This window comes from Enteractinococcus coprophilus (genome assembly GCF_006716305.1).
In the GTDB taxonomy this organism is placed as follows: Bacteria; Actinomycetota; Actinomycetes; order Actinomycetales; family Micrococcaceae; genus Yaniella; species Yaniella coprophila.
Window position 1 is genome coordinate 47599 of sequence record NZ_VFOU01000001.1, and the last position, 15069, is coordinate 62667.

Sequence of the window (15069 nt, forward strand, 5' to 3'; positions counted from 1 at the left end):
TATCGGACACGTATCTCCCTTATTCTTGATGACACAGAGGTACCGTAAATCTTAATTACGTAATCACCGTATCGCCTAATGCTGGTTGTCACCTATGAATTCAGCGATTAGCAACAGTAGCTGTGACCGTTCTGACGACTACACTGGAAGGCATGGCTCGACGCGATACAAAAGTATTTTATCCTTCATATCAGGGTTTGGTGACCAAACTCCTAGACCGTTCATGGACCGTTAATGACGGCATGGACTCTGAGCAATTCCACCGACTCGTGGAGTCGTCGATCGCAGCCGAACAATTACAGACTCGCGGGCTCGACGCTTCAGTGCACACTATTGCGCCGTTGGCTCTCCAGGAATTTTATCTTGCGTTGGGGGTCTCTGAAATGATGGAGACGAATCACTTTTTCTTCGACCCTGACGAGCTTGAGGTTCGCGACGACATGGTCATGTTCGTCGAAGACGCCGATGAAACGACGGTGTGGGGTGTGCCGATTGATCAGACCTCGCTACCCGACCCCATTACCTTCCGGCGGACCGTCGGTGCAGATGAGCCCGATCACGCAGGCACCTGGGAAACTACGGAGCTGACGGTATCTGAACTCATCACCGACATTTTGACCTGGAACTACTCGGAGGACGACGTTGACTGACACCACCGGCCACGGCCCCCACCCCACTCCCCCGCAGATCCGCTCCCATGCGCCCGCGGGGTATGTTTGCCCGTTCTGTGGACTGGTCAACGGTGATGTTGCCGATCCGAATAACCGGTGCGCGTTATCCGATCTGATTTATCAGGATGACGACGTCATCGTATTTAGCGCAGCGGATGGCTTTGGTCCGCACGCCGGCCACGTCATGATCTGCCCTACTGAACACTATGAGGCACTCTACGACCTCCCCGACCGGGTGCTGATGCGCATTAGTCTGATGGCTCGAGAGATCGCTCTTGCGATAAAGCGTGCTTGGAATCCAGAAGGGGTCTCAACCCGGCAGCACAATGAGCCCGCTGGAAACCAGCACGTGTGGCATTACCATCTGCATGTGTTCCCGCGTTATTCCGGCGATATGCTGTATCGTCACCTGCGCCAACCCATGGACATCGAACACCGCGCACGAATCGCCCAGGATATTAAAGCCACCCTGAATCCAGCGGCAACGTTCTTGCCGGAATCCTAGGCGTCGCGCGAAACGACGTACCGGGCGAAGTCTGACAGCGCAGTCTTCACTGGCGATTCCTGGAGACCGTCAAGCGCCACAATAGCCTTATCGGCCCACTGCTGCGTCAGCAGCCAGGCGCGATCGATCACCGGATGCGAAGCGACGGCCTCAACCGCCGCGGCAAGTTCGGCGTCGGTATCCAGTGGCCCATCTACCAGTTCAAGAGCTTTGATGGCACTGGTATCGCCTTCTGCTGCGGCTTCACGTAACAACAGGGTGGGCAACGTGGGGACGCGCTCTTTGAGGTCCGTACCTTGAACTTTGCCAGAGGTATCAGAAGAACTGGTCAGATCAATAATGTCATCAGCTAACTGGAATGCCATGCCCACATTGCCACCATAGGTAGCAGCAATTTCGACTACCTCGTCTGAGCCGCCTGCAAGCAAGGCGCCCAGCAGCGCACTTGCTGCCAACAGCGAGGCGGTTTTGCCGTCGATCACCCGCAGGTAATGCTCCAGTGGATCGTCCCCGGCTGCTGGCCCGACAGTTTCCCACAGCTGCCCCATCACCAGTTTCTCAAAAGTGATCGCGTGCTCTCGCACCGCGCGAGGTCCCAGGTTTGCCATTTCTGCTGAAGCTCGGGCAAAGATGAGGTCGCCGGCCAAAATCGCAATCGAGTTTGACCATTGCCGATGAGCTGCGGTCACCCCGCGACGTTGGTCTGCTTCATCCATGACGTCGTCGTGATACAACGTGGCCAAGTGGGTCAGTTCTAACGCGACGGCCGCTTGTCGGATCGGCTTGCCGGGTTCATCGACCAGCCCGGAGCCCACATTTTCGTCGGCCAACATGGAGGATAAAATTGTCACGATAGGACGGACTCGTTTGCCGCCGGCATCTAGCAGATGACGCGTTGTGGCCTGTGCCAACCCGTCTGGGTAGACCAGTGCATCAGCTAAGTCTTCTTCGATCTTGGACAAGCTGGTGAGCAGCGCATCGAAAAGCTGTTCGTGCTCTTGGAGTGCGTCAATCCCCGGAGGCAGCGAAATAGAAATATCCACCCGTATAACCCTACACTAGCGACCCATTTGGGCCGCTCGAATCATCATCTTGAGACCTTATATTTGTCTGGCCCCAACTTACCCCGCCCTAGACTTCAGTGTGTAGAGGTTACCCTGACCAGTACGGATTTTCAGCTGTCCGAGCAGCCCAACGACCGCCCCACGCAATATCTAGTAGCGATAACCATCAGCGGTCGTTCAGTCGTGTGCAGGCTTGACGTTGTGCTTGCCTTGCGGCGTCGTCGGTAATTTCCCAGCCCGACGACGTCGTTTGCGCCACCACGACCACAACCGAGTTCGTCGAGGCCAGATCAAATGTTCTTGCATGACCGCACCCCTTTCGCCAACCGGTCACTTCCTATTGTGGTGGTCACGATAGGAAGATGACAAGCACGCGTACGAGCAAAACCCGGTACATTATTGCCTATCATGTCTTTTACCGCCGTAGCCTTTCAGCTTTCTGATGCACAATTGGAACAACTGCCCACGCAGATCATTGGTCAGGCCAGTAGTGCGTTTTCTCGTCATCACCGAGGCAAATTCGGCTTCGGCGAACGCTATCGTTTCTGTACGCACGGGCCACAACGGTTCAGTAACGCGCGAGATCGGTGGGACGAGCTGACCTCCACTTCGGTCACCGCGGTGCCCACCGGATTCACCGCCAGCGCACCGGTATGCTTTGCGGCCTTTAGTTTTGATGCACGCTCCGACGTCGATTCTGTGGTGACGGTGCCCAAGTATGTGTTGGACGTCGGCGAAACCTCCACGTGGCTGCACTACCAATACGACGCCAGTGAAACCATCGCGACTCCAGAAACAGTCTTCGCAGCGTTTATCTCAGAGCTGCCAGCCGACACGGCCACCGTTGGCGATGCGACATTTACCTACTTGGCAGCCCAGATGACTGAAACCGCGTTCCAAGACAGCGTCCAGGCTGCCGTTGCGATGCTGGCAGAAGGCGGCATCGAAAAGGTCGTGCTTGCTCGCGATGAGCTGCTGCACAGCGCCACCGGTTTTCACATACCGGCCACTCTGCGTGCTCTGGCGCACCATAATCCAACGGCCTGGACCTATAAAGTTGCAAACCTGATGGGCTCCACTCCAGAATTACTAATTGCTCGCAAAGATGCTGCTGCAAAGGCTCGGGTACTGGCCGGGACCGTGGATCGGACGGTAGCCGTTAATGAGCAACTGATCGCCACACAGCTCTCCGACAGTCCCAAACAAATCTTCGAACACCAAGCCGCGGTGGACTCCCTGGTGGAAAAACTGACACCATTTGCCACCGAGATGAACGTCTCCGAGACACCTTTTGTGCTAGCCCTGCCGAACGTGTATCACCTGGCCACTGATGTGTCGGCACAACTCACAGATGCCACCTCGATTCTGGATCTGGTGGCTGCAATCAACCCGACCGCGGCGGTTGGTGGGACTCCACGAGACCTTGCGCTGGAGGTGATCTGGGAGCTGGAAGCACAGACCCACGGGATGGATCGCGGCTTATACGCCGGTGCGGTTGGCTGGTTGGATGCTCACGGTCACGGCGAATTCGGGATTGCTCTGCGCGGCAGCATCATCGAAGATGCGCACCATATCCGCCTCTACGCGGGCGGCGGCATCGTTGAAGGTTCTGATCCAGCCGAAGAACTGGCCGAGACCCACGCCAAGATGCGACCTATGAAACACGCCCTGCGAACGATTGCGGCGGACTCGTGACGTTTCCGTCGAGACGTATCACCTTCGGGGTGAGTGATGCCGACGTTATTGGGGTCGCCGTCGCACGCAGTGCTCCACCGATTCCCGCAAGCCGCAGTCACGGTCTTTGATAAAGCTCTGCGGGCGGCTGCACAATATTTACCAACGCGCTATGACCAATGGGGCTACGTCGTCATTAGCGATCGCAGAACACCTCGCCGATACGCTGACCGACGCCCACGCCCTGAGCGCGGTCTAGCCGGCAGTTACTGGTAGGACACGAACCAGGGTTTTGGTTCGATTTCAAAGGTGTCCTTTGGCGCAAACATCGGTTGATCCTGGCGGAAGAAGTTTTTCCACGCCATGTACATGTTGTCTGGGAGATCTTGTTTCAGTGCCCGCCAGGTGTCCATTTTTTGTTCCGGGGTGCCGTGGCCGTCGGCGTGTAGGACCACAGCCAGCTCCGGATGGTCGGTGTTGACTTGTTCACGTCCACGGATCATCGATAGTCGAAACTGGTGCAGGATGACAAGTTTTTGGGGCAGATCATGTTCCGCGGTTAGCTCGGCCAACCATTCGGTGGTTTCGTTAATTTCGACCGCACTGACTGAGCCGATTTGTTGCATGTGCACCTGACCGGGGGCTAGTCGCCACTCGGGGTCCAAGGCAAGTCCCACGTTGGGACGGGTGAGCAGGTCTTCGAACAGTTTTGCCTGGGTGAGAAAATCCGCGTGGCCCGGTTGCAGGTCTAAAACCACATAAATGTCGTGTTCCTCGGCGGCGTCGACGTAGGCTTCCAATGCGGCCCGGTCGGCTACGGCCGAGTAGTTCCCGTCCTCGCCAGGCGCGGCCGAGGCCATGGTTGCGATGATTTCAAAGGCCGGGATGATGTCCTCATCGGCGTGGGCCTCATACATTTCCGCCAGCTCTATGACCCGTTCGGCTGCTTCCTGCGGGCCTTGTTCACCCAGTGAACCAAGTTCGGCATACTCGGGGTGGCCATAGAGGGCAATGAAACGACGTTCGGGGAAAATCTCGGTGCCGCCCCCGATTAATTCGGGTGGCTCTTCGCTAGGGGTTGGTTCGGCTTCCGGAGTCGGCTGTGCCGTTTGAGGTTGCGCTTCCGTTTCGGCCGATTGGGGTGGTTGTGAACAGCCAGCCACCAGCAACGAGACGGCGGTGAGACTTGCGAACAGACGAAAAAGACGAGACATAGTGAGTTCTTTGGTGACGCGTTATGGACCAGGCCAAGCATATACCCTGTACCTGGAGACCGGGTGCCTGTTCCGGCAACTCAGCTCCGGTGGGCCGCGATGACTTGGTCATATCCTTGCCTAAAGGTTGGGTAATATAGCGGACCCAACAGGGTGTGCAGCAGGCGAGCATCAAGGATTTTCCCGCCGACGCTGTCGGGGGCGCGTGCCGGTAGTGGCGCAAGTTGTAAGCACTGGGCAATATAGTCGACGACGTCGCCCCGTGGTATGCCCGGGGCCACGTCCACAGCGTGCAGGATTGCCGGTGGGTTGGGCATCGTGAGCATCATGTGCAATGCCCGGGCCAGATCGGTCTGGTGGATACGGTTGGTACGTCGTCTACGGTTGATGGCTTCGCCCGCACGGACTTTGCGGATGAGCATTTCGCGGCCGGGCCCATAAATACCGGCTGGGCGTACAATGTGCGCATCGAAGAGCTCGGCTGCCAGGTGTTCGGCGGCCACCAGAAGTTGTGCACGTTCTGACACCGGAGCTGGGGCATCGTTTTCGGTGAGCGCCGATGTTTCGGGGTTGCCGTCAAATACCCGGGTGGACGAGACAAACACAACCCGGGTTGGGATTTTGGGCAGCGCCTGGGCGAGATTGTTGAGTGCAGCCAGATAGCCGGGCTGAGCGTTGACCTCCGGCATGCTCGGCGTCAGAGTGATCACCATGGTGTCGACGGCGGGCAACCGCTGAATAACGGGTCGGGTGAGATCCACCGCGAGCGGCATAAACGCGGCAGGCAATTGTGCCGTGTTGCGGCGCAGACCGTGCACCCGGGTGCCCTCGGCCGTTAAACGTTGGCCTAATTCGGTACCCACTGTGCCACAACCCACCAGCAGGGTGTGCTGCGGGGACCTCGGTGTTGGCTTCGTCACAGGTACTCCTTTCTGTCCGGGTCATCTACGGACTGACGTGGAGTAGCCTAACGAATCAACCTGAACCTCCGCCGGACATCTTCGAGCACGCCCCCGCAGTGTTCAATGACTTCGGCGGATAGTAGATTGTCGTCTTTACAGGTGATCAAAGCCCGGTCGATATCTAGTACCGCAAGATGGTCAAGAGCGCGTCACAGAATCTGCTTCGTGTATCCGCGGCCTCGAAATTCCGGAGCGATGGCATAGCCAATGTGCCCGTCGAAGTTCAACAGGTACTCATTGAGCTTGTGCCTGGTGGAGACCCGACCGATAATTTCGCCATCGACTTCAACCAAAAGAAGTCGGCTGGCACCCGCCCTTCCGGCAAATTTTTACCGCGTGGTTCGCCTTGGATAGTTTCAAGGATTTCATCCCACGATCCCTGAGCCAGAAGAAACTCGAAACTATCGTGAACTACCAGCTGTTCATGCAGCGCCCGCACGATTTTCTCATCATCCAACGCCGGGGATCGCAGGCGGAGTGCTATGTCGACGGCCGCTAAACGAATGTGGCGCGCACGGCGGCTTGAACTGCTGCATGTACCTCGGGCCGCTGGCTGCGATCCGAAATAACCTCCAGAACACGACGTCCCTGGGATGGGTCTCCAAGGACGTGGATCAGTTGTTGTTCCGAGGTGAGTCGCTCGTGTTTGATACCGTGCGCGGCGCACACCGCCCCGATGTCAACGGTGTGGGGTGTACCGAAAAAGCGTTCGACCACCGATGACATACCGGGGCGAGTGGCCACTTCACCGTGTTCGAGCCCGTGGAAAATAGCGCCACCGGAATCATTGATCACGACGATATCGAGATTGGGTTCTTGTTCTGTGGGACCGATCAACAGCCCGTTGGTGTCATAAAGAAACGTGAGGTCTCCGACCATCAGGGTAGTGCGTTGATTCGTTGCCAGACTGATGCCGGTCGCCGTCGAGATCGTACCGTCAATGCCGGCCAGCCCGCGGTGGGCAAAAACCGTTGAGGTCGCCTCGGACGGTGGCCGCCAGGCCAGATCGACGTCGCGAATCACCGACGAGGATCCCAGCACGAGTTGACCGAGTGCGGTCGCCGACACTAATTGGGCGGTGCGCATGGCCCCCGGCTTACCCACCACGTGTTGTCGTTGTGACAAGGCCTGCTCTAGGGCACGTTGGGCGCGCTGGGCGGCAGACTGCCAGGAACCAAGCCATCCTGGAGGACCGCTGCCGGCAAACTCGGCAAGCTCTTGTAGATCGGCGACCAACTGTTCTTTGCGCGCACCGGGTGAGAACCAACCGACCGGACGTGGATGGTACAGCGCGGACTTGATGTCATCACGTTTCAGTAACGCCTGAAGTTGGCGCGACAACGTGGGACGCCCAAAGAGCACGATGCGACGGATGTGCTTGCCTAGCCGGTGGGCCTGCTCGCCGACCCCACCTTCGGGTCCCAACAGATACGGGTAGGCGGCAATAGCGTTGCGTGAAAACCGCGCATTGGAGGACGGTTCGGCGAATAACGGCAGCCCCAGGGCCAACGCGAAGTCGTGAGCGATCGGACCGGCACCATGCCCCGCAACGACTACGGTGTGACGTTCCCGCAGATTCGAGATGCCTACTAACTGGTCGTGATACGACTGCCCGCGCTCGCGCCAGCGCTTATCAACGGTAAAACGCGGTTGGCCCGGTGCGGGGTGTAATACGGGCAGCACGCCGGTTTCTGCGTCGGGGACGACGGCGAGCGCATCGGGCTGCGGGATGAGCGGTTCACGGAACCGCACGTTGATGTGTACCGGACCGGTTGGTGAGCTTGCGGTGCCGGCTCCCACGGCCAGTGCGCCCATGACCGAGGCGTGGGTTTTTGCATAGTCTGCGGCGTCGCCGGTGACGGTAATGGAGGTGCGGGCGTGCACGCCAAAGATATTGCGCTGATCGGTGGTTTGATTTGCGCCGGTAAATTGGACTTCCGTTGGACGGTCGGCGGTGACGGCGACCAGGCGGATATCGGCGTGCGCGGCTTCCATCATCGCGGGTAACAGGTTGCCGGCGGCGGTGCCCGACGTCGTGACCACGGCTGCGGGGTGGCCGGAGGCCAGAGCGATACCCAGCGCGGTAAATGCCGCAGAGCGTTCATCAATGCGGACGTGTAATCGCATCGTTTCAGGATCGGCGGTTTCAGCCAGTGCGTACACGAGTGGTGCCGAGCGCGAGCCTGGCCCGATGACAACGTGTTGCACCCCGGAATCGCGCAGTGCGGTGATGATGGCTCGTGCGGTATCCATGGAATCCATGCGCTCCATCCTACGCGTTCTGCACTAACACTCCGTGCGCCGTTGCCAATCGCTTCTGCCACCAGCGTTGCCGGTCGGCGGGCAGTTTCAACTGTTTGAGCACTTGTGGATCAGGGACCGGCGCCGGCCCGGGGGTGAGCACACCGTCCACCGGGAGCGCGGGCTTGGCAGGTTCCGTAGCAAATAAAGCTGCGGTGGCCAGACCGCAGGCATGTTCCAGGCGTGGCAGTGCGGCGGCGAGCGCGACCCCTGCGGCAATCCCGACTGAGGAATCCAGAGCCGAGGACACAACGGCGTCTAGGCCTGCCTGTTCGACGATGGACAGCGCCCGGCGCACCCCGCCCAGCGGTTGCACCTTGACCACAATCAGATCAGCAGCATTGGCTTGGGCAACGGCCAATGGGTCGGTTTCCTTGCGGACTGCTTCGTCAGCAGCGATCAACACCGTACTGCCCGCTGCGCGCAAGGCGGCACGCAGCCGAGCTAGAGGTTCGATACCGGGCACTGGCTGTTCGGCGTAGCGCAGAAACGGCAGTGCAGTAATAACTTCGACAGCTTCCTGATGCGTGTATCCCGCGTTGGCGTCGATGCGAATATCGGCATCGGGCAATAGTTCATGCACCCGCTTGACCCGGGCAATGTCTGTTGCGAGATCACCTTCGGCGACTTTGACTTTCACCGCTGGGACCGGTCCGAATTTAGCTAACACCGACTCAACATCGTCGACAGCAACCGCCGGCACCGTCGCATTGACCGGAACCGTATCGCGGACAGGTTCGGGCCAACCGTGCCACCCGGCTTCGATGCTCGCAGATAACCACCTGGCGGATTCGTCGGGGCCATATTCAGGAAATGGTGAGAACTCAGCCCAGCCGCGGGGCCCTTTGATGAGCATGACTTCCCGCAGGGTGGTGTTGCGAAAAGTCGTGTTCATGGGCAACCCGATCGCCACGGCGTTTGTGGCTAATTCGTCCAGAGCAACGTCAGCATTTAGCGGTAAGATGTGTGAGTTGTCGACCATGTAGTTAGTCTAGGCTCAATGATGTATTCCGACCCTGTCCATCACCTGCCGGAGGATAATCTGCCGGCCTCCCAACCGGAGCGCCGGATTATTCGCGCGCCCGGGTCCAGAATATGGGCCTGGCTGGTACTAGCAGCTGTCATGATCGCAGGGTTCGTGGCAACCTATCGGGTCTTTGTGGTCTCATCTCAGGGACAAATCTTGGATCATGCCGCGCTGGCTTCGGCAGAGGTCCGGCTCCAATCACTGCATGCGGCCTCGGTGAGCCTGTTGGCTGACCTGCCGATCGTTGTCGCAGCAATTTCCGCAGCCGGGTTCTTAGTACTCACATTGTGGCGACGACGATGGGCCGCCTCGCTGATCGTAGCGCTGACGTTTGCCGCCGCCAATTTCACGACCCAGATGCTGAAAGTGCTACTCGATCGCCCCGAACTGGCCAACGGCGTGCCGTACTACACGGGCAATTCCTTACCCTCCGGTCATGTGACATTTGCCACCGCAACCTTTGCTGCGGTGTTCTTATTGGTCGCTCCCCGCTGGCGTTCGACGGTGGGACTGGTCGGCATGATTTTCTCGGCCACCGTAGGCGTGGCAACCTTTTTCGACGGCTGGCACCGGCCAGCTGACATTGTGGCCGCCTACCTCGTCGTTGGGTTATGGACGCTGATCGGTGGCTTCATCATCTACAGAGTGTCTGCCGACTACAACGTCATTTCTGCCCGCTCTCGCGCCAAGCACGCCTCACTCAGCGAAATCCTGTTATGGCTGTTGGCCGTCGTCGGGGTCGGTGGTTCGGTGGGCATGTTATTTCTCGGGCTTGGCGAGTTGCCAACCCATTTCGACCAGGTCACCCCATCGCTGCGCTGGTTTATGTTTGGCACGACGCTCATTGGTGGTGCGGCCTGTCTGGTCTGCGCGCTGTTGACCAGTTTCTTCCGCTGGGAAGCCGGCCGTGAGGCCGCTCGCGACCGCCGCTATGGTGTGCGTTAACCTCGAGGTAGAAAAACGTTCTAGGATATTTCCATGTCAACGTTGCGCACAGTGAATCACCGGGACGTCGAACCCAAAAATAAACTCGACAAGTTCTTCAAAATTTCCCAACGCGGTTCAACGATCGGTGCCGAAGTTCGCGGCGGGCTCGCGACCTTCCTCGCCATGAGCTACATCATTGTGCTCAACCCGCTTGTCCTGTCCGGACCAGATGGTTCCGGTAACACTCTGGGGATCTCCGCGGTCGCAGCTGCAACTGCACTGATCGCCGCCATCATCACCTTCCTGATGGGACTGTGGGCCAACCACCCCTTCGGTCTGGCCGCCGGACTGGGTGTCAACGCTCTGCTGGCCATCACCATCGCCACCACCCCGGACCTAACCTGGCCCGAAGTCATGGGCCTGGTCGTTATCGCAGGACTGGTCATGATCCTGCTGGTCTTGACTGGCTTTCGAACCGCGGTCTTCCGCGCCGTCCCGGATGCCATCAAGACCGGCATCGTCGTTGGCATTGGCTTTTTCATTACCCTCATCGGCTTAGTCAATGCAGGATTTGTGCGTCGCGTTCCCGATGAAGCCGGCACCACCGTCCCATTGGGACTCGGCGTTGGCGGGGAGTTGTCAGGCTGGCCAGTCTTAGTATTTGTCATCGGGTTGGCCGTGACCGCAATTCTCGTTGTGCGTCAGGTGCGCGGCGCGATTCTCATCGGAATTGTCGTGTCCACCGTGTTAGCCAACGTCTTCGAGGCCGTCTTTGACATTGGGCCTTCGATTGATGCCGCCGATAATGTCAATCCCGAAGGTTGGAGCTTAGTTGCTCCCTCGATGCCCGGCTGGAGCGCACCGGACCTCAGCCTGCTGGGCAACTTCTCGTTTGGTGCATTTAGCTCCATCGGTTCGATCGCCGCCTCACTCTTGGTCTTCGCGATCCTGCTGTCAGTCTTCTTCGACGCGATGGGCACATCAGTCGGCCTGGCCCGCGAAGCCGGCAACGTGGACGACGTCGGCAATATCCCAAACCTCGACCGGGTGCTGCTGGTTGACGCGCTGGGTGTCACCGCCGGGGGCGCCGGCTCGGCGTCGTCGACCCAGATTTTCGTTGAATCCGGCACCGGCATTGGCGAAGGCGCCCGCACCGGATTCGCCTCGATTGTCACCGGGGTGCTGTTCTTGGCCGCGATGTTCCTCACCCCGCTGATCTACCTGGTCCCCTTCGAAGCCGTAGCCCCGGCTCTAGTGATTGTCGGGTTCATGATGGTTTCCCAGGTCCGCCAAATTGATTGGAACGACGTCGGCGCCTCCATCCCCGCATTTATTACCTTCGCCCTGATGCCCTTTACCTACTCGATCGTCAACGGCATTGGCGCCGGAATCATTGCTTATGCCGTGATTCGCACCGGTCAAGGCCGCGGACGCGAAGTCCACCCGCTGCTGTGGGTCGTGGCCGTAGCATTTGTGTTCTATTTCGGAATGGGCGTATTCCAGGGCATGCTGGGACTGTAGTTCCCTATAGTGGAGACCATGACTTCTACCCCTCCAAAAGCTCAAAGAAAACCGGTCACCGCCCGCTATCACGGCGTGGACCTGGTCGATGAATGGGACTGGCTCAAAGACCCTGACGACCCCGCGGTCATTGCGCACCTAGAGGCCGAGAACGCCTACACCGACGCCGTCACTGCCGACCAGCAGCCGTTGCGTGAGACGATCTTTGCCGAGATTAAATCACACACCGTGGAAACCGACATGTCGGTGCCCTCACGCATTGATGACTGGTGGTACTTCACCCGCACCGAAGAAGGTGCACAGTACGCGGTGCACTGTCGAGTACCGGTAGAACACGACTCCTGGGAGCCGCCACAAATTCAACGTGGTGTGCCGTTAGAGGGTGAACAAGTCATCCTGGACGGTAACGTCGAGGCCGAAAAAGTAGCATTCTTCTCGCTGGGTGGGATGACAGTCTCCCCCGATGGCAACCTGCTGGCGTATCTGGTCGATGAAACCGGCGACGAGCGTTTCACCCTGCGTGTTCGCGATCTGCGCGACGGTGAACAACTCCCCGATGAAATTTCCGGATTGTCCTATGGCATCGCTTTTGATCCTTCCGGCTCTCGCCTGTTCTACATGGAGCCCGACGAAGCCTGGCGCCCCTACCGCTTGCGTTCCCACCGCCTGGGCACTGATACCAATTTCGACGCCGTCATCCATCAAGAAGACGACCCCCAGATGTGGGGCGGTTTCGGGCTGAGCCCTGACAAAACCAAGCTCCTGTTGGAGCTGGGGAACTCGGAGGTCACCGAAACCCACATCTTGGATTTGACACAGATTGCCGCGCCCTTAGAACTAGTGATCAGCCGCGACGAGCGCTCGCTGCACGATGTGGTGCCCGTGGGCGATCAGTACCTCATCACGCATAATCGTGCCGCTGATGGCACGCCGCTGCCCAATAACCAGGTTTCCATTGTTGACGCCGACAAAGTCACAGATCGCTCGGCCTGGCGCACGGTGTTTGAGCACTCGGCAACCGTCAAGCTCGACGGCGTAGGCGTGACCCGCGAGTACCTGTTTGCCGCAGTGCGCTCTGAGACCACGCCGCGCATGTGGTTCATGCCGCTTGAAGACATTGGCACCGAAAACCAGGCCGACGTCATCGAGCCTGCGTTCCCCGAGGAACTCTACTCTGCGGCCCCGATAGGCCAGCACATCGATTCGCCATATATCCGCCTGGGGTACACCTCCTGGATTACCCCGTCGCAGGTGCTGGACTACGATCCCGCAACGAATTCCTCGAAACTACGCCGGCAGACTGAAGTTCCCGGTTATGATCCCGCACAATATTTGGTCGAGCGCTGGTGGGCGCCAGCCGAATCCACCGACCGCAGCGTCGCCATCCCGTTGACCGTTATTCGTCATAAAGATGTGGAGTGGAATGGCGACAACCCGGCGTTGATCTACGGATACGGGTCCTATGAGATGTCGATGGATCCCGGATTTGGGCCGTCGCGCTTGTCGCTATTAGATCGCGGCGTGATTTACGTCGTCGCGCATGTGCGCGGTGGCGGCGAGCTGGGTCGTACCTGGTATGAAAACGGGAAAAAACTGGCCAAGAAGAACTCCTTTACCGACTTTGTCGACGCCACGCGATTTGTTGCGTCATCCGGTTGGGTGCACCCTGACCGCATTGCCGCGATGGGCGGCTCGGCCGGCGGCCTGTTGATGGGTGCGGTATTGAATATGGCACCCGAACTGTACCGGGTGTGCGTAGCGCAAGTGCCCTTCGTGGATGCGTTGACCTCGATTCTAAACCCCGATCTGCCGCTAACCGCACTGGAGTGGGAGGAGTGGGGCAACCCAATTGAGGATAAGGAAGTCTTCGATTACATGCTCGACTACACTCCGTACCACAACGTGGCCTCCACCCAGTATCCGGCCATCGCGGCGGTGACCTCTCTGCATGACACTCGAGTGCTATATGTCGAGCCGGCAAAATGGGTGCAGAAATTGCGTGCCAACACCACATATGATCAAAACACCTCCTTAGCCGAAGGTGGTTCACCGATCGTATTGAAAACTGAGATGGATGGCGGTCACGGTGGCGCCTCTGGCCGATACCGCGCCTGGGAAGACCGGGCCTGGGATTTCGCTTTCATCCTCACCGCTCTCAATGCCCAAGAACGCGTCTTCAACCAGGAGAACTCATGACCATCAAAGCTGGAATCGTTGGCTACGGAAACCTCGGCCAAGGGGTTGAATACCTCATCAACTCCCTTGACGATTTTGAACTCTTCGGCATCTTCTCACGCCGGGAAACACTAGATACCGACGCCGCCGTTTATCCGGTCGAGGATGCTGCCAACTACAAAGACGACATCGACGTGATGTTCCTGTGTGTTGGTTCTGCAACCGATATTCCGGAACAAGCTACGGGGTTTGCAGAACACTTCACGACCGTGGATACCTACGACAATCACTCAAAAGTTGCCGAGCATCGTGCCGCGATGGATAAAGTTGCGCGCGCGAATAACAACGTCGCAGTGATCTCTACCGGTTGGGATCCAGGCCTGTTCTCAATGAACCGGGTGCTGGGTCTGAGTCTCTTCCCCGAACCCGTACAGAACACGTTCTGGGGCAAAGGCCTATCGCAAGGTCACTCCGATGCAGTACGTCAGGTGGAGGGCGTCAAGCGAGGGGTCCAGTATACGATCCCGGCACAGGATGCGATCGATCAGGCACGTGCGGGCAATGGTCAAGATCTATCGAAGACCGAGGCTCATGACCGTATCGTGTATGTCGTGGCAGACGAGGTTGACCACGAACGCATCCGCCAAGAAATCGTGACCATGCCGGCCTACTTCGAACCGTACACCACCACTGTTCACTTCATCTCTGAAGACGAGTTCGAACGTGATCATCAAGGTGCTCCCCATGGTGGCTACGTCATCACGACCGGGAACCTCCAAGGACACAACGCCAGCGTGGAGTTCAGCTTAGATCTGGAGTCGAACCCGAACTTCACCGCAGCGGCCATGGTCGCTTTTGGACGTGCAGCAGCACGGTTGAAAGCACAAGGCCAGTCCGGTGCCTACACCGTATTGGAAGTACCGCTGTATTTGCTCAGCCCACAGTCACTCGAAGACCTGTTGGAATCCGAAATCATCTAACGCAAATTCCAATGTGTGGCGTGGCCAAACAATGCTTTGGCCACGCCA

15 protein-coding genes are annotated in these 15069 nt (G+C 58.5%); 9 read left to right on the plus strand and 6 right to left on the minus strand.

Going from position 1 to position 15069, the window contains the following annotated elements:
- Positions 1–152: 152 nt before the first annotated feature.
- Together FB556_RS00230 and FB556_RS00235 are read left to right on the plus strand one after the other, a co-directional pair.
- Positions 153–650 carry a hypothetical protein gene (locus tag FB556_RS00230; protein WP_141863666.1) on the plus strand — a complete coding sequence of 166 codons (498 nt, stop codon included), beginning with the start codon at positions 153–155 and terminating at the stop codon, positions 648–650.
- Positions 643–1176 (plus strand): HIT family protein, encoded by a 534-nt coding sequence (locus FB556_RS00235; protein WP_246057120.1) that lies wholly within the window; start codon positions 643–645, stop codon positions 1174–1176. The genes FB556_RS00230 and FB556_RS00235 overlap by 8 nt, the downstream gene beginning before the upstream one ends.
- On the opposite strand, the gene FB556_RS00240 is transcribed toward FB556_RS00235, so the two are convergent.
- Positions 1173–2219, minus strand: a complete 1047-nt coding sequence (locus tag FB556_RS00240; protein WP_246057121.1) for a polyprenyl synthetase family protein — start codon at positions 2217–2219, stop codon at positions 1173–1175. The genes FB556_RS00235 and FB556_RS00240 overlap by 4 nt on opposite strands.
- 429 nt (positions 2220–2648) lie before the next feature.
- On the opposite strand from FB556_RS00240, the gene FB556_RS00245 reads away from it, so the two are divergent.
- Positions 2649–3935: an isochorismate synthase gene (locus FB556_RS00245; protein WP_141863669.1), complete on the plus strand. Its 1287-nt coding sequence runs from the start codon at positions 2649–2651 to the stop codon at positions 3933–3935.
- A 36-nt stretch (positions 3936–3971) separates the two neighbouring features.
- Positions 3972–4190 (plus strand): hypothetical protein, encoded by a 219-nt coding sequence (locus FB556_RS00250; protein WP_141863671.1) that lies wholly within the window; start codon positions 3972–3974, stop codon positions 4188–4190.
- Here the strand turns inward: FB556_RS00250 and FB556_RS00255 are convergent.
- The 3 genes from FB556_RS00255 to FB556_RS13575 form a co-directional block, all read right to left on the minus strand.
- A complete protein-coding gene (locus FB556_RS00255; RefSeq protein ID WP_141863673.1) occupies positions 4181–5128 on the minus strand; it encodes a hypothetical protein in 948 nt (315 codons plus the stop codon). The two genes, FB556_RS00250 and FB556_RS00255, sit on opposite strands and share 10 nt — an antisense overlap.
- Before the next feature lie 80 nt (positions 5129–5208).
- Positions 5209–6048, minus strand: coding sequence for a sugar nucleotide-binding protein (locus FB556_RS00260; protein ID WP_141863675.1), 840 nt, complete (start codon positions 6046–6048; stop codon positions 5209–5211).
- 191 nt (positions 6049–6239) lie between these two features.
- Entirely contained in the window at positions 6240–6383 is a 144-nt protein-coding gene (locus FB556_RS13575; RefSeq protein ID WP_246057122.1) for a GNAT family N-acetyltransferase, read from the minus strand.
- Positions 6384–6436: 53 nt separating this feature from the next.
- Between FB556_RS13575 and FB556_RS13580 the strand changes: the two genes are divergently transcribed.
- On the plus strand, positions 6437–6589 hold the full coding sequence (locus FB556_RS13580; protein WP_246057123.1) for a hypothetical protein: 153 nt from the start codon (positions 6437–6439) through the stop codon (positions 6587–6589).
- On the opposite strand, the gene menD is transcribed toward FB556_RS13580, so the two are convergent.
- Entirely contained in the window at positions 6586–8352 is a 1767-nt protein-coding gene (menD, locus tag FB556_RS00270) for a 2-succinyl-5-enolpyruvyl-6-hydroxy-3-cyclohexene-1-carboxylic-acid synthase (protein WP_246057124.1), read from the minus strand. The genes FB556_RS13580 and menD overlap by 4 nt on opposite strands.
- Before the next feature lie 10 nt (positions 8353–8362).
- Positions 8363–9373 (minus strand): o-succinylbenzoate synthase, encoded by a 1011-nt coding sequence (locus tag FB556_RS00275; RefSeq protein ID WP_141863678.1) that lies wholly within the window; start codon positions 9371–9373, stop codon positions 8363–8365.
- Positions 9374–9391: 18 nt separating this feature from the next.
- Here FB556_RS00275 and FB556_RS00280 point away from each other — a divergent pair, with 18 nt between their 5' ends.
- Genes FB556_RS00280 through FB556_RS00295 form a run of 4 tightly spaced genes read left to right on the plus strand, consistent with a single transcriptional unit; the run spans position 9392 to position 15021 of the window.
- A complete protein-coding gene (locus FB556_RS00280; RefSeq protein ID WP_141863680.1) occupies positions 9392–10363 on the plus strand; it encodes a phosphatase PAP2 family protein in 972 nt (323 codons plus the stop codon).
- Between the two features lie 33 nt (positions 10364–10396).
- Entirely contained in the window at positions 10397–11866 is a 1470-nt protein-coding gene (locus FB556_RS00285) for an NCS2 family permease (RefSeq protein WP_141863682.1), read from the plus strand.
- Positions 11867–11884: 18 nt separating this feature from the next.
- On the plus strand, positions 11885–14062 hold the full coding sequence (locus FB556_RS00290; protein ID WP_141863684.1) for a S9 family peptidase: 2178 nt from the start codon (positions 11885–11887) through the stop codon (positions 14060–14062).
- Positions 14059–15021, plus strand: a complete 963-nt coding sequence (locus FB556_RS00295) for a diaminopimelate dehydrogenase (protein ID WP_141863686.1) — start codon at positions 14059–14061, stop codon at positions 15019–15021. Before FB556_RS00290 ends, FB556_RS00295 begins: the two co-directional genes overlap by 4 nt.
- The last annotated feature ends 48 nt before the right edge of the window (positions 15022–15069 follow it).

Excerpts from the sequence above, each read along its gene's own strand:
- FB556_RS00230 (WP_141863666.1), top strand. The coding sequence starts at position 153 with ATGGCTCGACGCGATACAAAAGTATTTTATCCTTCATATCAGGGTTTG.
- FB556_RS00245 (WP_141863669.1), top strand. The coding sequence starts at position 2,649 with ATGTCTTTTACCGCCGTAGCCTTTCAGCTTTCTGATGCACAATTGGAA.
- FB556_RS00250 (WP_141863671.1), top strand. The coding sequence starts at position 3,972 with ATGCCGACGTTATTGGGGTCGCCGTCGCACGCAGTGCTCCACCGATTC.
- FB556_RS00255 (WP_141863673.1), bottom strand. The coding sequence starts at position 5,128 with ATGTCTCGTCTTTTTCGTCTGTTCGCAAGTCTCACCGCCGTCTCGTTG.
- menD (WP_246057124.1), bottom strand. The coding sequence starts at position 8,352 with ATGGATTCCATGGATACCGCACGAGCCATCATCACCGCACTGCGCGAT.
- FB556_RS00275 (WP_141863678.1), bottom strand. The coding sequence starts at position 9,373 with ATGGTCGACAACTCACACATCTTACCGCTAAATGCTGACGTTGCTCTG.
- FB556_RS00280 (WP_141863680.1), top strand. The coding sequence starts at position 9,392 with ATGATGTATTCCGACCCTGTCCATCACCTGCCGGAGGATAATCTGCCG.
- FB556_RS00285 (WP_141863682.1), top strand. The coding sequence starts at position 10,397 with ATGTCAACGTTGCGCACAGTGAATCACCGGGACGTCGAACCCAAAAAT.
- FB556_RS00290 (WP_141863684.1), top strand. The coding sequence starts at position 11,885 with ATGACTTCTACCCCTCCAAAAGCTCAAAGAAAACCGGTCACCGCCCGC.
- FB556_RS00295 (WP_141863686.1), top strand. The coding sequence starts at position 14,059 with ATGACCATCAAAGCTGGAATCGTTGGCTACGGAAACCTCGGCCAAGGG.